Origin of the sequence: Mesorhizobium sangaii, from assembly GCF_014207355.1 — a bacterium.
In the GTDB taxonomy this organism is placed as follows: Bacteria; Pseudomonadota; Alphaproteobacteria; order Rhizobiales; family Rhizobiaceae; genus Mesorhizobium; species Mesorhizobium sangaii.
The window spans coordinates 52,296-68,446 of the sequence record NZ_JACHEF010000002.1; the positions used below are offsets into that span (position 1 = coordinate 52,296).

A 16,151-nucleotide genomic window follows, 5' to 3' on the forward strand; every position below is an offset into this window, starting at 1 on the left:
TCTCGATGCTTCAGGCACGAGCCGAAAGCAAAACTTTCCCGCCTCCGGGACGCGGCACGGCATCGCCAGCCACGCACCAGTATCGGGTGAACGCCGACTTGCTCGCCTTCATCTCAAACCCCGATCACGCGTCGTCAGCAATTCCGTGGATGAGCTAATGACAATCTTTGGCAACCTTTCGCGCGGCTTGAACCGTATGTCAGGCGGCCCGCGAGGCCAAACGTTGTGCGCTCGCATAGGCGAGCGATGGCCCGAGTGCTTGTTCTGTCGGCTTATGTCTCGGATTGTAGAGCCGAATCACTGCGCTATCGAGCTAGCTCGCTGGCATGGGCGCGGAACACACGCTGCGGCGCGGCTGCCGTACGAATGGCCACGGCCTTTCACGACACCATATGAAACATCATGGCGAACTGGCCACTGTACTTACGCGCACGACGATCTCGACCTAGGGAATTCATCGTGGTCTGAAACGGTTCCGGAGTTGTTGGGACCTCTCGCCACAGCTCGCACCTTGCGGAGGCAATAGCCAACGTTCGGCCGCGCGAAAATCGCTAGCCGTTTGCAAGCATATCCACCTCAGGAGTCTTAATCGGCATGGTTGCGGTCCCAAAGGCGGGCCAATCTTCAACTTCCGCCGGCCTGTGGCGCGATGGCGAAGGCAACAAACCACCTACGTTCACGATGCTAACGACGGAACCGGGCCAGACGTAGCGCCGATCCACAATCGTATGACGAGTTGCGGAGATTGATCCTTCAGAAGGTGGGAGATCGCGCGCGATAAGGCGCGCTTCTCCGAACCCGCTACTGCATGAACCATCCGTGGCTGACCACCATCGACTGGCCGGTCAGCGCGTTCGATGGGAAGGCTGCGAGGAACAGCGCTGCTTCCGCCACGTCCTGGACGGTCGTGAACTCGCCGTCGACCGTCTCTTTCAGCATCATGGTCTTGATCACGTCCGCCTCGGAGATCCCAAGCTCGCGAGCCTGTTCGGGAATCTGCTTCTCGACGAGCGGCGTCAGGACAAACCCGGGGCATATCACGTTGGCGCGCACGCCGTGCGCGGCCCCCTCCTTCGCCACGACCTTCGCCAGGCCAACGAGGCCGTGCTTGGCGGTGACGTAAGGAGCCTTGAGCGGCGACGCCTCCTTGGAATGCACGGATCCCATATAGATGATGCAGCCGCTGTTCTGGCTGTACATCTGCCGCAAGGCTGCACGGGTCGTCAGGAAAGCCCCATCGAGGTGGATGGAAAGCAGCTTCCGCCATTTCGCGAACTCGAACTCCACGATCGGCGCCACGATCTGGACGCCGGCGTTGCTGACCAGGATGTCGAGGCGCCCGAAGACTTCGATCGCCTTCGCCATTCCGCTTTCCACCTGCTCCTCGCTGCTGACATCCATGCCAACCCCGAGCGCACGCTTGCCCATCGGATCGATCTCGAACGCGGCTTTTTCCGCCGCGGTCTGATCGAGATCCGCGATGACCACCTTTGCTCCCTCACGGGCGAAGCTGAGCGCAATCTCCTTGCCGATGCCGCTCGCGGCTCCAGTGATCACCGCCACCTTGTCCAGGAGCCGTCCGCCGGCTCCATCGGCGCGCTTGTTCGATGAGATCTCAGTCTGCAAGTTCATGGATTCTTCCTTTCCGATGGCGAGGCTCGGCTTCTGCGAGATAGTCATGCACGACCTTGCCGAGCGCGAGCGTCAGGTCGGCGACGATGTGTATGGCCGAGACAATTTCCAGGACCGGCAGCTCGGCGACCGGGGCCAGTGCGTGGGACCAGAGGTTCAGGGCTGCCGGGCCGGTCCAGGCCCCCTGCAGATTGATTTCCTCCAGGTGGTACTCCACGAGCTCGCAGATGCGCGGCGTGCCGTCGACATGCGGGATGATTTTGAGGAGGAAGTTCGGTTCGGCGAGCGAGGCCTTCACGCTCGCGAGGTCGGCGGCTCGGTGCTTGTAGCCCATGGTGCCCGTCGCGACGCGGACCGGGCCGTAGTTGAGCGTGCCCACCAGAGTGTCGGTCTCGGTCCGAAGAGTCGGACTCGCAAGCTTCTTCGGAAAGCCCCAAAGCTCACGTCCGCCGGCAATCGGCGGGTGATCGTTGAGGAACATACAATGGGTGTAACTGCCCTTGCGTCCGCCAAACGAGACTGGGATGACCTGCCCGCTTTCGGTGTAGTCGCCAAAACCGGTCGAGTCCGGCATGCGGATGAACTCGAATTTCACGAGCGGCTCGACGACCTGAAGCGGCTCCGGCACCAGGTCGCGCAGCTTCTGCGGATCGGTACGATAGGTGATGATCAGATACTCCCGGTTTCGGAAGCGATATGGCCCGGCCGGATAGGCCGGGCTGGTCAGGGGCATGGCGAAAGCCTTCGCCCGGACGGTGTCTTGGTGCATGGGTGAAATTCCTTTGGATCGAGCGGCTCACTTGCGTTCAGGAGGAGCTGGGGTCTCGCTCGCGACGGGCAGGCGGACGTCAGTCGGGTTTTTGCGGCGGCTGACCCCTATTCCCGCCCGTCGACAGCAAGGTCATACGTGCTCACTCCGTCCAGATTGTCTGGCCGACTCAGTGCCTCAGGATGGCGCAACGTGCGCACGGCATCGAAGTAACCAGCCCGCCAATGCTCTTCCATGGCCAGCCGTGAGAATTCGTAGTCCTTCGAGTGGGTTTCATACTGTTTTGCGCGGTAGATGAGGTGCACAAGCTTGTAGACCTTGTGGTCTGCAATCCCGCCCAGCATTCTTGCCTCTTCGCTGGCAAGCAAGTCGGCCGGCAGCTTCGAAAGCAGGCTGGCGAGAGCGTGCCGGGCGCGCTGGTACTGCTTGAACTGGTCGGTATGGGCGCGCGAGCGGCTCGAATACTGGATGTCTTTTTGCCGCGCCGCGACGTCGGCCAGGTTGCTGGGAACCTCACCGCGCGCGCTCCACAGGTCGACCTGGAAGGCAATCGTGTCTTGCCGCGTCCCGTGCTCGACGACCCACTGCAGCGGCGTGTTGGAAACGAGGCCGCCGTCCCAGTAGAGCTCGCCCTCGATCTCGACAGCAGGGAAGCCAGGCGGAAGCGAGCCGCTGGCCATCACGTGCTCGGGCCGGATCGTATGCGTCTCATTGTCGAAGTAGACGAGATTTCCTGTCCGCACGTTCACCGCGCCGACACTGAAACGCATGCCGCCCGCGTTGATCCGGTCGAAGTCCACTAGCCGCTCCAGAGTGCTCTTCAGGCGGCTGGTGTCGTAGAAGCTTGTACCTTGGAGCGAGCCATCCGAGTGCAGCCAGGGCGCGGGCTGCCGCAGGCTAAAGAAGCCTGGGGCCCCGGCGACGAGCGCGCAGGCTGCACTGAATTGATTGAAGAGTGCGCGCGGCAGATTGCCCTTCGGAGCGAGAACGTCTGTGGCGGCAGTCCAGTCGAGAAGCGGATTGGCAGTGATCTCGCGCCAGAAGGTCCGCAGCTTCGCAACCCGTTCGGCCGGCTCGTTTCCAGCGATGATCGCGGAGTTGATGGCGCCAATGGAGACGCCGGCAACCCAATCCGGATGAATGCCGGCTTCCGCAAGGGCTTCGTAAACGCCAGCCTGGTAAGCTCCAAGTGCCCCACCGCCTTGCAGCACCAACGCAACGCATTCGAAAGGGAGACGCGACTCCGCTGTTCCGAATTTCTTCTGGGATTGCACATTCAAGGTTGCTGATCCTTCCTTTTAAAAACGGCGGGCTGCCACGATGAATGAGCTAGCCCAGACGAGGCACGTCAGCAGCAAAGTGTGAAGCCATTGGCTTCCAGACGTGGAACCATCTGCGGTCGATCAGGGTGGCTAGCCCTCTGCCGCGACGGCCCAGCGTATCTCCCAATCGGGTGGCCAGCACTAGCCCGGTAACAACGCCCACGATGACGAGGTTCGGCGCTTGTTCACGCGTCCTTGACTTCAACAATGGCTGCGCATCCGCTCGGGCACTGTGGTCGGCTGCTTGTACTGCATTCGGCGTCCATGCTCTGGTTTCAGTTGGCGTCAAGCTCCTATCGAACGCCAAAAGTTTCCGTCCGACATTTAAGCACTGCGCTGCGATCTTGCTGTTCGATTCTCCAGAACACCGGGTTCGCGAAAGAGAACTTCCCAATCTCATCCCGGCCAACTTGCTTCATGTGTACGGGTCGACGATCAAGCAGCGGAAACAATTCGTGTGCACGAATTTGATTGGAAACTGCGTTGTCGAGACCAAGCAACACACCAAGGCGACAGCTGCTGAGGCTGCGCACGGGCACGGGCCGTGCGACCACGAGCCATGGAGCCGTTCTCATATCACCCCCTGAGGGCGGTTGATCAAAGCGGACATTACTTCTGCCGTCCTGACGATCTTTTCGCACTGATTGCCTCGAGAAACCCTGTCACCATCGGCATCGTGCCGGCTGTGAGCTCAAACTCTCCGGGCCCCCGGAGCCAATCAAGAACCGATCCATTGACCAATAGAAGAAGCGAGCGCGCCGCCATTGCTGGCGACAATGCGCGTGCGAGCCGGCCACGCGCGGCGGCCAGTCCGATGACGGATTCGAACCATTGCTGCAGCGCAAGGTCCGCATCCCGCTGGCGCGCAACGACGGGCAGCATGTCGTCGGAATATTCGCACCGGAGCCACAGCACCGCTAGAATGCGGGGACGTTCGGGATGGATTTCGAACGACTGCAGCCCTTCGCCTATAGCGCCCGCCAGTTCGGCCAGCGGATCAAGCTTAGTTTCGGAGGCGAGGCGGGCCTTGAGGCGGTCACCGAGCTCCTCGTTTGGCACGTTGGCTCGCCGCTCCAGCGCGGTGAATATCTCCAGCTTGTCGCGAAAATGCCAGTAGATGGCCCCACGGGTTACCCCTGCGGCACTAGCGATCTGTTCAAGGGTACCGCGGGTCACGCCGCGCTTGAGGAAGACATCGATTGCGGCGGCTAAAACCGCCTCGCGGGTCTGTTCGGCCTCGGCCTTAGTCCGCCTCATAATTCAGTCCTTCTGCCCTTTTTACATCATTCACGGCGACGCCTCTTTACATACATACAAGAATGTATATAAGCAAGCTCGAATTGTCCATGCTTCAGCTTTTCATCAGGCCTGACAGCAAACCAAGAGGTCGGTCATGAAATCCGCTATCGTTTATGCTTCGCTGGGTTTGGTTCTGTTCGTGAGCATCGGCGCATCCGCACCGCCGCCGCCCGACATTCGGCCGGTCCGAACCGTTGTTGCCGCCGCCAGCGCTGAAGGGGAGCCTATATCGCTCACCGGCCATGTCCGCGCGCGGACCGAGGAAAATCTAGCCTTCCGTATCGATGGCAGAGTCATCAGCCGTAAAGCCGTTGTTGGGCAGGTCGTTCAACCTGGCGACATCGTCCCGGCTCTGTATGTCGCCTGGTTCAGGATCAGCGAACCTCGTCCGGCTGAAGTGGCCGCTGCCGCATCACGGCATCACGACCCAGGAGGTCCGATGACGTTAACCAGGAGCTCACCTGGCGACTCCTTCTCAACTGCTCCCAATGTCAGGGACCAGCTGAAGACCCCGAGGACACTCCCATGATGGACGCAGCGACTCTCTCGGCCGTATCCGCGCTCTCGGGCTCCGCCATTGGCGCTATGGCATCATTCGCCACCACTTGGCTCACGCAAAATCATCAAGATCGCAACCAACGGCTCGATAAGGAAGGGTCGCGCCGCGAGCGGCTATTCGCCGAGTTCATTGATCAGGCATCGAAGGCCTATGCTGACGGCGTGGTCCAGGAACGCCTGGACGACCCGGCCAAGCTGGTTCCGATGTACGCCACCATCAACAAGCTCCGCCTCTTTGCCAAGCCAGTCACGATCGAGGCTGCTGAGGCTGTCCTGTCAAGCATCGTCAAAGCCTACGAGGCCCCTTCGTCTGCTCTGGAAACGCTCAAGTCCGAGATCGCTGGCCATGACATCCTTCGCAGCTTTGCGGAATCTTGCCGGCTGGAGCTCACCTACTTGCGGTAGGATGAAAGACTACGGCGACGAGGTTGTTCAAGCACTGTATCGGCCTGCTTGGCATCTGCGGCCCGATGCGAACCCCTGGGCTCCGGGAAACCCTGCTTAACGCCCTGTGCGCCAGCCAACTTACAGCCTGCATCGCAGCTTACCCTCGCGACGGTGTGTCTGCACAGTACATGTCGAACGCGCAGGTGCGTGACTTCGACCACCCTCTAGTTTACGCTTGTATGCCGTTCTGCAAACACGAAGAGCGCGCCACATACCCCGCTTTCTCGCTTTCTTCACCATGAAGCCCGAAGACCTCGCGCGCTTTCGCACCCTGGAGGACCAGGCACTGCCGCTCGAGTTCGATTCCTATCTCTCCCGCCTGGAGCGGATGGAGCGGGCCGCCAGGCTCGCTCGGATCCACGAGGATGGCGCGCCGGCAGTGGCGGATGCCCTCTCAGACCGGATCCAATGGCGAGAGTAGGTTGCGCACTCTACCTAGGCCATGTAGTCCCACCAAGGTCGTCAAGAGGCAGCGCGTCAAGGTTCCCTCATCTTGACCGCAAGGAAATCGATGAAACGGCGCACGGCGGGCAGGAGGCCGCGGCGGGACGGAAAGACTGCATGGATGATGCCCCTCGGTGGTAACCAGTCGGGCAGCAACACCTCCAGGTTCCCGCAAGCGATGTCCCCCGCCAGGATGTAGTCCGGCAGTTGCACGATGCCGACACCGTCCAGCGCGGCCTGGCGCAAAGTCATCATCTCGTCGGTGGTCAGTCGCGGCTGGTGGGGCACCGATTCCACCGTTCCGTCCGGCCCCGTCAGCCGCCATGCGTGCTCGCGGCCGGCCAAGCTGAAGCCCAGGCTCTCGAAGCGCGTCAGGTCGGCAGGTAATAGGGGGCGGCCCAGCCGGTCGAGTAGCGCCGGGCTCCCTGCCAGCAGCAAGGTACTTTCTCCCAGCACTTTCATGACCAGATCCGAACTCTCCAACGGCGGCATTCGGACCCGGAGCGCCACGTCGAAGCCCTCCTCGATCACGTCCACGCGCCGATTCGTCACCTCGTAGTGGATCTTCACACGCGGATGCTCTGCGAGGAAGCGCGAAACCAGCGGTGCCACGGTGGTCAGGCTGAGCACCATCGGGCAACTCACCCGAATGAGTCCCTGCGGCTCGGCTTGGACGCGCTCGACTGCCTCCTGCGCCGCCTCGGCCTCCGTCACCACGGCGAGGCAATGCCGATAGTAGCCCTGCCCAATCTCGGTCACAGCGAAGCGGCGGGTCGAGCGCTGAAGCAGCCGCACGCCCAGCCGCTCCTCCAGAAGCGACACGCGCCGGCTCAGGGTTGACTTTGGAATGCCGAGCGCCCGGCTGGCGGGCGCGAAGCCCTTGTGCTCCACCACCTTGGCGAAGAAATAGAGGTCGTTGAGATCCTGCATAGCCGCCACCGTCGTTCCATTGTTGGAACAGTGAGTGCCATGGAGGCCTCCTAATGGCAACGTCGTTCGACGGTTATGTTCAGTGGGACAGAAAGGACGGCCAATTGGGCCAGTCCCGGAGGATTACCATGACCAAAACGCTTCTTCATATTGACTCTAGCGCCCTCGGCGACTTTTCCACCTCGCGCAAGCTGACCGCCTCCATTGTGAGCGCCTGGCAGCAGGCCGATCTTCACGTTCGGGTCACCTATCGCGATCTGGCGGCCGCGCCCCCGGCCCACCTGACGGGGCGAGTGATGATGGCCATGCGCTCCCGCGACCTGACGGGCCTGAGTGATGAGGAGCGGGTGCAGATTGCTTTCTCGGACGATCTGGTCGAGGAGTTCCTCGCCGCCGACGCGGTCGTGATCGGGGCGCCCATGTACAACTTCAGCCTGCCCACACCGCTCAAGGCCTGGATCGATCGCATCGCTCAGGCCGGCCGCACCTTCAAGTACACCGAATCCGGCCCGGTGGGGCTCGCCGGGGGCAAGCGCGTCGTGATCGCCTCCTCGCGTGGTGGGATGTACGCCGGCACGCCCCTGGAGGCCGCCCTCGACCACCAGGAGGCCTACCTGCGTGGTGTGCTCGGGTTCACGGGCATCACTGACGTGGCCATCGTTCGCGCCGAAGGCACCAACATGGGACCTGAGGCCGTGGAACAAGCGATGATCTCGGCGCATGAGCAGATCGAGCGCCTGTTCGTTACTTCGCTAGCAGCCTGAGGTTCAGGAGGAAAGGCATGCGCTACAAGGCCGAAAGAGCCCCCATGGTGATCGACCAGGGCATGTTCGTCGTCCACGCTGCCATGCCGGGGCTCAACATCCCCGGCCATCCTGACCATGGTTATGGCCCACTCGCGCTGATTGCCGAGTCGTTCATGGCTCCCGACACTTGGATCACGATGCACGAGCACGTGCAGGACGAGATCATCTCCTATGTGCCCCATGGCGTCATGCGGCACGATGACCGCACGACGGGCAACCTCATCACCGACCCGGACCACCTCATGGTCATGAATGCGGGCCGCAGCTTCTGGCACGAGGAGCGCACGCTCGCCGGTGACCCGCCGCTTCGGATGTTGCAGATCTTCGTGCGGCCGCACACGCTTGATCTGGAGCCTCGCATCCAGCATGGATCGCTGGCGACTCCCGAGCCCAACTGGTGGCGGCATCTCGTCGGTCCCGAAGGTGGCGCTGCTCCGTTCGTCGGGCATGCGGTTCGACCAGGCCGAGAGCGGATTGACGACCGATCCGGCCGAGTTGGTCCTTCGGGCCGTTGAACCTGCGCTCGTCGTGTCGTTCGTGATCTACCCCGAGGCCCTGATCACGCGGGGCGGCACGATTGGGGATGGCGCGGCATGGAAGGCAGCAGCCCGGCTCGAAGGAGAGAAGGTTTACCGGAGCCGCTCATCCCATAAATGAGTAGCCTTGCCTTTGACAGCCTGCTGCTCCAACGTTCCAAGCAGGCAGCAGTGGCTCGAGCCCGAAGAAGAGGTCAGGGTTTTCTTGCTCGAAGGGGTTGAGACCTCGAAAAGGCGACGTGACCTGCTCCTCCGAGGCGAGCGGCACGTTCTAGGTTTGCCTATTGAAGGCGTATCCTCCCAGTGCGGCAGCGCATCCTGGTATGCACTACATTCGAACACGGCTTCCGGCGAGCGCATGAACCCGGCCCTTATGACGGCAGCACACCGCACATTGCCGTTCGGCACGACGTTGAAGGTGATCAATCGGCAGAACGGAAGATCTGTCGTCGTCCGCATCAACGACCGCGGACCATTCGTGAAAAGCAGGATGATAGACCTGTCCAAGGCAGCCGCGTGTCAACTTGGCTTTTTAAACCCTGGCCGCACTTCAGTTTGCATGCTTCCTACGCCGTCTTCAGCGCGTTTGGCTCGGATATAACGAGCCAATCCGGATGGCTAGAGGCGTCCTCAGCCGAGGCATCCGCCCGCCTGCCGGCAGGACTGCCGCCTTTTTTGGCGCAATACGGCAAGCTCGCCGGTCGGAGACCGCAAGCGAAGCTCGGCGTACCAGGCAAATTCAACTCGTATGGACCAAACTCGCAGGTCATGGATAACATGACCAACGACGTCTACGACTTCGACCGAATGATGGTTGATTGGGCGTGGATACAGAGCCCAAAGTGTCCGAGTGTGTGGATGCAGGCCGAATAAATCCTCGCCGCTTGGCGACAGTCAAAAGCGAAAGTGATCTGCCCTTAATCATGAGGATATCAGGTCTTCGTCGTTTCAGAGTCGTAAGGCTCTGGCGCCTCAGTTCATGCAACAGGCATGCAACATCGGGCGCCGGAAACAAATCTTTGCGTAGGCCCCTAGCACCTTCGCGTATGACGGTAATACCCTTGTGCAATTGTTGAATGGCCTCGCCGTCGGTAGTTTTCTACGTGTCGGCCATCTACTTGCACAGGTATGGTCGGCGCCAAGCTAGCCACGCATCCTCCCTGTCTGAGGTTAGCTAATAAAAGAAACCCGCTGCCAACGCTCTCCTCCGGTAGCGGGTTTTCTTATTTGCTTCGGCGATACAGCGCGCCGGGCGATGCTCGGCCACGACGAGAGAGTATGGAATGGATCACGGTGTCGATATCGCCGGACTGGACGCGGCACGACCGGGCACCCAGCCCGAAACCGGCTTGGCAAGCGTCGATGCGCTCGCAAGGATCGCTCACGACCCGGCAAGGCGCGCGCAAGGCAGATCCTGACGGGCTCACTTCGCCCGGCATGGTCTGCCGGGTGAGCGGCTCGATACGGTCCTTCGAGCAGCTCGCCGTAACATTCGCCGCCTGAGACCGTTCATTCGCGACATCATTTGTCCACCGCCCCAGTCCGCAGTCATTTCACTCACGAAATCGACGGCACGCACCAGGCCCTGCAAGACGTCACGCTTCTCCGAGAGATAGTCCCCCAGTCGATCAACGTGGCGCGGTTGGCCCCGAACGACCCGGTTGGAGTGGATTGCTTTGCGGCCCCCGCTGTCCGGTACGTGGAAGGCGGTTGTCGACAGGGTGCGCAGTTCGGTCGCGGGCTGCTCCAGGTTATCAGCGAGGCGGTCGACGATCTCGTCGCAAAGATCGACGAGCACCTCCAGACTGGGGGGCGGGGCGGCGACCGGAACCGTCGAACCGCCCGGCGACCGCGTCGAAGGCCGGCAACGCAGCGAAGCGAACGGTAATCAAGCGCTCGCGCGAAAGTACGAACCCGAAAGGTGCAACCTGCGGCACCCCGCCTTCGACATGCATAACCATCGGAACGCTCATGGAAAGCACGCCGTCGCGTGCTTTGAGCCGGCTTGAGCTTTCGATCTCGGCAAGGCATTCGCGGCTCGGCACCGCGACGCCAGTCAGCTTCTGGACTTCTGTGAGTTCTGTCGGATCGGGGTCGCGCAGATCAAACCAGATTGCTTGCGTCTTTGATTCAGAAGTTTTGCTTTGCGGATAGACGCTCAACATCGGAGGGGCGCGGTCAAACCAAATGAGCGACCGTGAGCGCGAACTCGAAGGCGCGCTCCATTCTGTTTGCGTTTACCCATCACGCTTCACGACCCCGGCTGCGTATAGACAAGGGGGCGCACGCCGCGCTGATAGTCCTTTGTCGGCAGGGCCGGTTGCGGCCGTGCGTAGAACATCGGCTCGCGTGTATCGAGACCGGCGTCGGTGGCCTGCATCTTCATCTCTACCCCAGTGCCGTCGGCTTCCGCCTTACCCATCGCATCTTGCAACTGTTGCGCGGCTTGCTGGCTCCATGGCAGCACATAGAAGCGCGGCTCAGTCGAGCCGGGCGTGGTGAGCCATACGTAGATGGCTTGGTTCTCAACCGGCACGGCGCCCACCACTTGGCCCTTTGCCGTGTCACGCCACTCGAGCGTCAGGGGCTTGGGACGGCCAAGAAGCTCGCTGGCGCCGACATAGACGACGGTGATCAGCGCCAGGAAGATGCCGACCGAGAGGGTGCGGCGGACAAAACCTGCATGCGGCAGGATGACGAAGATGAACGCGCCGAGCAGCAGAGCGAAGATGACGGGAGCGATCATCATTGGGAGGCCGCCACGCGTAGGGGTTTGAAGATGCTGTTGATGCTGCCTGGCACCAGTTGGCCAGTCGAATCGAGCTTGAATCTCACGGCGGTAAGCTCCTGGTTGGGCTTGCGCAGCTGGACCGTCGTTGTGGCCAGCGGCGCTGACGACTTGGCGGTATCGGGCTTTACGCTGACGATTACCTTCACAGGGACGGGATATGTGACGTTCACACCGCGATACATGTGAACATTGACGACGTATTCGCCCGCGGGAGCTCCTCGCGAATAGGCGACCTCATGGTTGGAGTCGGTCATGTCCTGCGCCATGCCGAGGTCGTCGCGCAGCAGATCGAACACCTTGCCGCTCTTGTTGGAGTAGCCGACCGGCACATCGCCGGGCGCCTGGACCCACAGATCGACATCGGCGTCGAGCTTGTCGGGCCACTGCGTCTCGACGGTGACGTTACCGGGCGCCGTGACGCCATCGGTCTCGCTCGCCTTGGCAGGCGGGTTCATCACCGTCATCATGAGCGTGGTCATGAGGACGAAGCCGCCGAGCATCAAGAGAGCGGTGTCGAGCCAGACAGTAAGAGTTTCCTCATCCATCGAAATTGCCCAGCAGGCGAAGATTGATCTTGAGCCACAGGTTCGTGGCTATGCCGAGCAGCGTCGCATAGAGCGCGACATACATGCCGTCGATCACCGACCCGATCATCGAACGGATTGCATTGGGGTCGGCCGAGCCGCCGGCGCGCGCTGCCGAGAACGCGACGATCAGCCCAACCACGGTTCCGAGCAGCCCGATCCGCACCACATGGGTCGCCAGCCAATCGACATCGCGCCAGCGTCGGAAGAAGACGCACAGAATGCCCAGGGCGCCGATGGCTGCGATCAACCAGCATAGAAACGCGTTGTTGCCGGCAAACGGTTTGCCGGCAATGCCGACGGCCCACAGGCCGGCGATTCCGGCGGCGCCGATCGCCTGAAGAACGATGAACCGCGACAGGAACGCGAGCGGTGCCCCGCTCATATCGTCAGAGCGCGTGTCCCACGGCTTGCGGACAGCGGCTTGCGACGCCGAGTCTTCTGGCTGCTCTCGAACCAGCTTCGGGGCGACCGGGCTAACGATGGACCGCAACTTCTGTCGCGGCGCACTTGCCAGGGAATAGGTATCAACCATGTTGGCCTCCTTCTACGTGATCAGGCGCCGCGCTCGCCTTTGGCGCCGACCCGCTTCAATTCTTCCCAGCCTTCGCCGGACGCGACGAGGCAGCTTGGGCCGTTCGGCTGGCTGATCAGGATCGTCCATGTCTCGCCGTCGTCGCTGGTCAGCACTTCAATGACCGAGCCGTTCTTGGCCAGACCGAGGGCAACGGGCGCTTCCTTGAATCGACTGGAAAGTTGCTTCAGGAGTTCTGGCCGCGGGGCGCAGGGAGGCGATCCGGTCTCCGCCGCCACCGGTAGAGTGGAGATGGCGACCAGTATGAGTGCCGCGCCCATCACCTTGGTGCGCGTCAGCTCAAAGCGTGACTTAACCTGTTTGAAAGCTTGGTTGGACATCGGGACCTCCGAGTTGTACGAAGGCAGGCCTCTCGGCCAGCCCTACGGTCGATTCAACCTTCGTGCCAAGGGTGTTGTTCACACCTGCTAGCCTTGCAGACTATTGCAGGAGTCGGGGTGCCTTCCATTCTACTAGGGTTTACTCGGGTGTCTGATTAGTCAGGCCAGCTCAAACCTTAGTATCAGCGCGGCGCTGTGCGATTTGGAAAGACCTGGTCCTTTTTGAACTTCGGCAGGCCATTACAACAAGTCGATGTAATCGATCAGCGGAAACGGTGAAAGCTGTGAGGGACCTTCGATTTCCCAAACCACTGAGACTGGTCCCGAAATCCGCAAGGGGCGCATCGTTGCCAGTTCCTGGGAAGCACTCGAGTGCCTTCACGACCAATGGCCAGAATGGGCGAGAGGTCCAAGCCGTCGAGCAGCCTGCTGCACTTGCTGCGAATCCTGGACGGTTGGCAGGCTCCGCAACGCCGAGCCCGGTATCAAAGGGCGCAATCTGTATTTTTCTAATGGCAACGAATGTCGGAAATTGCGCCAGAAACGCCATCGCAACGCCTATCATCGAACGACCGAAATGGGCCGAGAGCTGGCGGCCCACAGCTCGGACATGTTCGAAATCAGTCTTTTTGGACGATGGCTCTAGGCTGATGCATCACTTTCGGTGGCGCAGCAGCTCGACAACGGTCTGGAACGCCGGCGAGTTCTGTCGCCGGCTTGGATAATAGAGGTGAAAACCAGACGTGGGCGGACACCACTCGCCGAGTACCTCTATCAGTGTGCCTTTGACTAGGTGCTCGGAGACGCTGTCCTCGGGCACGAAAGCAATGCCGTAGCCGGCGATTGCAGCCGTCACCAGAGACCTGATGGTGTTGAAGGTCAGCTGCCCGTCGACGCGAACGCGCTGGGCGCGGCCGTCCTTCTCAAATTCCCAGGCGTAAAGACCGCCTAACGTGGCCAGGCGCAGATTGATGCAATTGTGCCGGATGAGGTCTTGCGGAGTCTCTGGCCGGGGGGTTCGTGAAAAATAGGCGGCAGAACCCACCGGCACGAGCCGTACGTCGGGCCCAATGCGCACGGCAATCATGTCCTTTTCCAAACTCTCTCCCAAACGCACGCCGGCATCGAAGCGCTCTGCAGCAATGTCTGTGAAGCCATGATCGATGTACAACTCAACCTTGATGTCCGGAAACCCGGCAAGACCTGCGGCCAGCTTCGGCCACACGACTGTATCGGCTGCGTTTTCGCTGCAGGTGATGCGCACCGTGCCGGCGGGCTTGTCCCGCAAGTCGCTTAACGCCGCCAATTCCGCCTCGATCTCTTCCAGTCGCGGCACAGCCGCCCTGATCAGCCTCTCGCCGGCTTCCGTGGTGGACACACTGCGTGTGGTGCGCGTCAAAAGCCTGATCCCGAGCCGATCCTCGAGCCCGCGTATGGTTTGGCTCAACGCAGACTGAGAAACTCCCATCTGGGCGGCCGCTCGGGTGAAGCTGCGCTCCCTGGCGACGGCCACGAGCGCGAGCAGGTCAGTCATGTCCTCTCGCCGCATTCATTAGTGCCCCTTATTGGTTCTTGCCGATATTACCATCTAATCGAATGAATGAATGGGCCTAGGTTGCCGTCACGAGATGAGCGGACATTCCGCCCTTAACGAAAGCAACGCCAATGACTGTGCGACCTGGGCAAGTAGCGACTCCCAACACGGTTCTCGCCACTGTGTTGACCGTCTACCTGATGATTCTGCTGGATCTTTCCATCGTCTACACGGGCATGCCGGAAATCGGTCGCACCATGGCCATGAGCCCGATCATGCAGACGTGGGTGCAAAACGCTTATCTGCTGTTTTTCGGCGGCTTTCTGCTTTTGTCGGCTCGTCTCGGTGACAGCTTCAGCCGGCGACGGGTTCTGCAACTGGGCATCGCGCTGTTCACGCTGTCTTCGCTCGTCATAGGCCTCTCGCAAACGTCTTACGAGCTGATCGCTGCACGCGCCGTGCAGGGTCTTGGGGCTTCGATCCTGGCGCCGAGCGTGCTGGCGGTGATCTCTAGCACCTTTGCCGAAGGCAGCGAGCGCACCCGCGCCCTGTCATGGTACTCGGTCGTTGCCGGAGCCGGCGCCAGTCTCGGCATGGTCCTGGGCGGAATTTTTGCCGGGCTGTTGTCGTGGCGCATCGGCTTCCTCGTCAACATTCCGATCGGCATCGCCCTCCTCTTCGCCATCAACCGTGTCATTCCGGACGGCGAGCGCATGCAGGGTCGGTTCGATATCATCGGCGCCGTGACCTCGACGCTCGGCATGGGGTTGCTCGTCTACGGTCTGGTCAATTCAGCGGATCACGGCTGGCTAACCCCAGTCACGGTGCTATCCCTTGTTGCAGCGTTAGTCGTCCTGGCCTTCTTCCTTTGGTTCGAGAGGCGTGCCGCCTTTCCAGTATTGCCCCTGCGCCTTTTCGCCAGCCGAGAGAGGTCGGCCGCCTATGCCGGGCGTATGCTCTACATCGGCTCGATGGTATCGTTCTTCTTTTTCACGACGCAGTTTATGCAGCAGGTGCTGGGATATACAGCCCTTCAGGCCGGACTGGGCTTCTTGCCGATGACCGTCCTGACTTTCGGATCGGCGGTCACGATCCCACGCCTCACTCGAGTGATGGGCGGACCTAGCCTTCTCATGGGCGCGCTGGTCTTCATGGCGGCCGGCTTGATTTGGCTGGCCCAGGCCGGCGCCGGCGCAACATACTGGCAGCTGGCTCTCCCTATGATCCTTATTGGCATAGGCAATGGTACCGCCATGGCACCGCTAACGGCCGCGGCCGTCCACGGCGTCGAACCTCGCGACCAAGGTGCCGCCTCGGGGATGGTCAACGTCGCCCACCAGCTCGGCGGATCAATCGGTCTCAGCGTTTTGATCGTGGTCTTTGCTTCCGCGGCCGATCCCGCCGCCTCGGGAGTTGCGGTGATTGGCCACCAGATCAATGCCGCCATGCTGGGCGCGGCCGTCATGAACATCGTCGCGATCGCCCTGGCGGCAGCGTTCATCCTGCCGGCCAGCAGGAGCAACAGCGCCGCGCGGCCTGCTTCCGGCATGCTGCGGCAGGCAGACTAAGGAACCGGAGAAAAGA

21 protein-coding genes and 1 pseudogene are annotated in these 16,151 nt (G+C 61.4%); 10 read left to right on the forward strand and 12 right to left on the reverse strand.

Annotated elements, in window-relative coordinates:
• Positions 1-633: 633 nt before the first annotated feature.
• Positions 634-728: pseudogene (locus HNQ71_RS34805) on the forward strand (SOS response-associated peptidase); the annotation flags it as partial.
• Positions 729-801: 73 nt separating this feature from the next.
• On the opposite strand, the gene HNQ71_RS09315 reads toward HNQ71_RS34805, so the two are convergent.
• The 4 genes from HNQ71_RS09315 to HNQ71_RS09330 form a co-directional block, all read right to left on the reverse strand.
• On the reverse strand, positions 802-1,632 hold the full coding sequence (locus HNQ71_RS09315; RefSeq protein WP_184872331.1) for a 3-hydroxybutyrate dehydrogenase: 831 nt from the start codon (positions 1,630-1,632) through the stop codon (positions 802-804).
• Positions 1,616-2,401 carry an acetoacetate decarboxylase gene (locus HNQ71_RS09320; RefSeq protein WP_184872332.1) on the reverse strand — a complete coding sequence of 262 codons (786 nt, stop codon included), beginning with the start codon at positions 2,399-2,401 and terminating at the stop codon, positions 1,616-1,618. Before HNQ71_RS09320 ends, HNQ71_RS09315 begins: the two co-directional genes overlap by 17 nt.
• Positions 2,402-2,508: 107 nt before the next feature.
• A complete protein-coding gene (locus tag HNQ71_RS09325) occupies positions 2,509-3,681 on the reverse strand; it encodes a patatin-like phospholipase family protein (protein ID WP_184872333.1) in 1,173 nt (390 codons plus the stop codon).
• A gap of 651 nt (positions 3,682-4,332) precedes the next feature.
• Complete coding sequence (locus HNQ71_RS09330) at positions 4,333-4,980, reverse strand: TetR family transcriptional regulator (RefSeq protein WP_184872334.1); 648 nt, start codon at positions 4,978-4,980, stop codon at positions 4,333-4,335.
• A gap of 136 nt (positions 4,981-5,116) precedes the next feature.
• Here HNQ71_RS09330 and HNQ71_RS09335 point away from each other — a divergent pair, with 136 nt between their 5' ends.
• From HNQ71_RS09335 to HNQ71_RS09345, 3 genes are all read left to right on the forward strand, one after another.
• Positions 5,117-5,551 carry an efflux RND transporter periplasmic adaptor subunit gene (locus HNQ71_RS09335; protein ID WP_184872335.1) on the forward strand — a complete coding sequence of 145 codons (435 nt, stop codon included), beginning with the start codon at positions 5,117-5,119 and terminating at the stop codon, positions 5,549-5,551.
• Positions 5,548-5,985, forward strand: coding sequence for a hypothetical protein (locus tag HNQ71_RS09340; RefSeq protein WP_343068117.1), 438 nt, complete (start codon positions 5,548-5,550; stop codon positions 5,983-5,985). Before HNQ71_RS09335 ends, HNQ71_RS09340 begins: the two co-directional genes overlap by 4 nt.
• A 280-nt stretch (positions 5,986-6,265) precedes the next feature.
• Entirely contained in the window at positions 6,266-6,448 is a 183-nt protein-coding gene (locus HNQ71_RS09345) for a hypothetical protein (RefSeq protein WP_184872336.1), read from the forward strand.
• 56 nt (positions 6,449-6,504) lie between these two features.
• Here HNQ71_RS09345 and HNQ71_RS09350 read toward each other — a convergent pair whose 3' ends face one another.
• Positions 6,505-7,401 (reverse strand): LysR substrate-binding domain-containing protein, encoded by an 897-nt coding sequence (locus HNQ71_RS09350; protein ID WP_184872337.1) that lies wholly within the window; start codon positions 7,399-7,401, stop codon positions 6,505-6,507.
• A 128-nt stretch (positions 7,402-7,529) separates the two neighbouring features.
• Between HNQ71_RS09350 and HNQ71_RS09355 the strand changes: the two genes are divergently transcribed.
• Both HNQ71_RS09355 and HNQ71_RS09360 read left to right on the forward strand, forming a co-directional pair.
• A complete protein-coding gene (locus HNQ71_RS09355) occupies positions 7,530-8,165 on the forward strand; it encodes an FMN-dependent NADH-azoreductase (RefSeq protein ID WP_184872338.1) in 636 nt (211 codons plus the stop codon).
• 17 nt (positions 8,166-8,182) lie between these two features.
• Positions 8,183-8,722, forward strand: a complete 540-nt coding sequence (locus HNQ71_RS09360; RefSeq protein ID WP_184872339.1) for a pirin family protein — start codon at positions 8,183-8,185, stop codon at positions 8,720-8,722.
• 44 nt (positions 8,723-8,766) lie between these two features.
• On the opposite strand, the gene HNQ71_RS35660 is transcribed toward HNQ71_RS09360, so the two are convergent.
• Complete coding sequence (locus HNQ71_RS35660) at positions 8,767-8,904, reverse strand: nSTAND1 domain-containing NTPase (RefSeq protein WP_343068118.1); 138 nt, start codon at positions 8,902-8,904, stop codon at positions 8,767-8,769.
• Between the two features lie 83 nt (positions 8,905-8,987).
• Between HNQ71_RS35660 and HNQ71_RS09365 the strand changes: the two genes are divergently transcribed.
• Both HNQ71_RS09365 and HNQ71_RS09370 read left to right on the forward strand, forming a co-directional pair.
• The gene (locus HNQ71_RS09365) at positions 8,988-9,344 is read left to right on the forward strand and encodes a septal ring lytic transglycosylase RlpA family protein (RefSeq protein ID WP_184873298.1); all 357 of its coding nucleotides are present in this window, start codon (positions 8,988-8,990) and stop codon (positions 9,342-9,344) included.
• Between the two features lie 677 nt (positions 9,345-10,021).
• Positions 10,022-10,246 (forward strand): hypothetical protein, encoded by a 225-nt coding sequence (locus tag HNQ71_RS09370; protein ID WP_184872340.1) that lies wholly within the window; start codon positions 10,022-10,024, stop codon positions 10,244-10,246.
• 251 nt (positions 10,247-10,497) lie between these two features.
• On the opposite strand, the gene HNQ71_RS09375 is transcribed toward HNQ71_RS09370, so the two are convergent.
• The 5 genes from HNQ71_RS09375 to HNQ71_RS09395 all read right to left on the reverse strand — a co-directional run bounded on the left by HNQ71_RS09375 (position 10,498) and on the right by HNQ71_RS09395 (position 13,033).
• Complete coding sequence (locus HNQ71_RS09375; RefSeq protein WP_184872341.1) at positions 10,498-10,908, reverse strand: magnesium transporter CorA family protein; 411 nt, start codon at positions 10,906-10,908, stop codon at positions 10,498-10,500.
• A gap of 86 nt (positions 10,909-10,994) precedes the next feature.
• Complete coding sequence (locus tag HNQ71_RS09380; protein ID WP_184872342.1) at positions 10,995-11,492, reverse strand: hypothetical protein; 498 nt, start codon at positions 11,490-11,492, stop codon at positions 10,995-10,997.
• Positions 11,489-12,079, reverse strand: coding sequence for a hypothetical protein (locus HNQ71_RS09385; RefSeq protein WP_184872343.1), 591 nt, complete (start codon positions 12,077-12,079; stop codon positions 11,489-11,491). The genes HNQ71_RS09380 and HNQ71_RS09385 overlap by 4 nt, the downstream gene beginning before the upstream one ends.
• Positions 12,072-12,653, reverse strand: a complete 582-nt coding sequence (locus HNQ71_RS09390; protein WP_184872344.1) for a MotA/TolQ/ExbB proton channel family protein — start codon at positions 12,651-12,653, stop codon at positions 12,072-12,074. The genes HNQ71_RS09385 and HNQ71_RS09390 overlap by 8 nt, the downstream gene beginning before the upstream one ends.
• 20 nt (positions 12,654-12,673) lie before the next feature.
• Positions 12,674-13,033: a hypothetical protein gene (locus HNQ71_RS09395; RefSeq protein ID WP_210333856.1), complete on the reverse strand. Its 360-nt coding sequence runs from the start codon at positions 13,031-13,033 to the stop codon at positions 12,674-12,676.
• A 343-nt stretch (positions 13,034-13,376) separates the two neighbouring features.
• On the opposite strand from HNQ71_RS09395, the gene HNQ71_RS35810 reads away from it, so the two are divergent.
• A complete protein-coding gene (locus tag HNQ71_RS35810) occupies positions 13,377-13,679 on the forward strand; it encodes a DUF982 domain-containing protein (RefSeq protein ID WP_425492206.1) in 303 nt (100 codons plus the stop codon).
• A gap of 9 nt (positions 13,680-13,688) precedes the next feature.
• Here the strand turns inward: HNQ71_RS35810 and HNQ71_RS09405 are convergent, their stop codons facing one another.
• Complete coding sequence (locus HNQ71_RS09405; protein WP_184872345.1) at positions 13,689-14,582, reverse strand: LysR family transcriptional regulator; 894 nt, start codon at positions 14,580-14,582, stop codon at positions 13,689-13,691.
• A gap of 170 nt (positions 14,583-14,752) precedes the next feature.
• Here HNQ71_RS09405 and HNQ71_RS09410 point away from each other — a divergent pair, with 170 nt between their 5' ends.
• The gene (locus HNQ71_RS09410; RefSeq protein ID WP_210333857.1) at positions 14,753-16,135 is read left to right on the forward strand and encodes an MFS transporter; all 1,383 of its coding nucleotides are present in this window, start codon (positions 14,753-14,755) and stop codon (positions 16,133-16,135) included.
• The last annotated feature ends 16 nt before the right edge of the window (positions 16,136-16,151 follow it).

What these genes read in the sequence shown, in the direction of transcription:
- HNQ71_RS09315 (WP_184872331.1), bottom strand. Translation starts at nt 1,632, where the DNA reads ATGAACTTGCAGACTGAGATCTCATCGAACAAGCGCGCCGATGGAGCC.
- HNQ71_RS09320 (WP_184872332.1), bottom strand. Translation starts at nt 2,401, where the DNA reads ATGCACCAAGACACCGTCCGGGCGAAGGCTTTCGCCATGCCCCTGACC.
- HNQ71_RS09330 (WP_184872334.1), bottom strand. Translation starts at nt 4,980, where the DNA reads ATGAGGCGGACTAAGGCCGAGGCCGAACAGACCCGCGAGGCGGTTTTA.
- HNQ71_RS09335 (WP_184872335.1), top strand. Translation starts at nt 5,117, where the DNA reads ATGAAATCCGCTATCGTTTATGCTTCGCTGGGTTTGGTTCTGTTCGTG.
- HNQ71_RS09340 (WP_343068117.1), top strand. Translation starts at nt 5,548, where the DNA reads ATGATGGACGCAGCGACTCTCTCGGCCGTATCCGCGCTCTCGGGCTCC.
- HNQ71_RS09345 (WP_184872336.1), top strand. Translation starts at nt 6,266, where the DNA reads ATGAAGCCCGAAGACCTCGCGCGCTTTCGCACCCTGGAGGACCAGGCA.
- HNQ71_RS09350 (WP_184872337.1), bottom strand. Translation starts at nt 7,401, where the DNA reads ATGCAGGATCTCAACGACCTCTATTTCTTCGCCAAGGTGGTGGAGCAC.
- HNQ71_RS09355 (WP_184872338.1), top strand. Translation starts at nt 7,530, where the DNA reads ATGACCAAAACGCTTCTTCATATTGACTCTAGCGCCCTCGGCGACTTT.
- HNQ71_RS09360 (WP_184872339.1), top strand. Translation starts at nt 8,183, where the DNA reads ATGCGCTACAAGGCCGAAAGAGCCCCCATGGTGATCGACCAGGGCATG.
- HNQ71_RS09370 (WP_184872340.1), top strand. Translation starts at nt 10,022, where the DNA reads ATGGAATGGATCACGGTGTCGATATCGCCGGACTGGACGCGGCACGAC.
- HNQ71_RS09375 (WP_184872341.1), bottom strand. Translation starts at nt 10,908, where the DNA reads ATGTTGAGCGTCTATCCGCAAAGCAAAACTTCTGAATCAAAGACGCAA.
- HNQ71_RS09380 (WP_184872342.1), bottom strand. Translation starts at nt 11,492, where the DNA reads ATGATGATCGCTCCCGTCATCTTCGCTCTGCTGCTCGGCGCGTTCATC.
- HNQ71_RS09385 (WP_184872343.1), bottom strand. Translation starts at nt 12,079, where the DNA reads ATGGATGAGGAAACTCTTACTGTCTGGCTCGACACCGCTCTCTTGATG.
- HNQ71_RS09390 (WP_184872344.1), bottom strand. Translation starts at nt 12,653, where the DNA reads ATGGTTGATACCTATTCCCTGGCAAGTGCGCCGCGACAGAAGTTGCGG.
- HNQ71_RS09395 (WP_210333856.1), bottom strand. Translation starts at nt 13,033, where the DNA reads ATGTCCAACCAAGCTTTCAAACAGGTTAAGTCACGCTTTGAGCTGACG.
- HNQ71_RS09405 (WP_184872345.1), bottom strand. Translation starts at nt 14,582, where the DNA reads ATGCGGCGAGAGGACATGACTGACCTGCTCGCGCTCGTGGCCGTCGCC.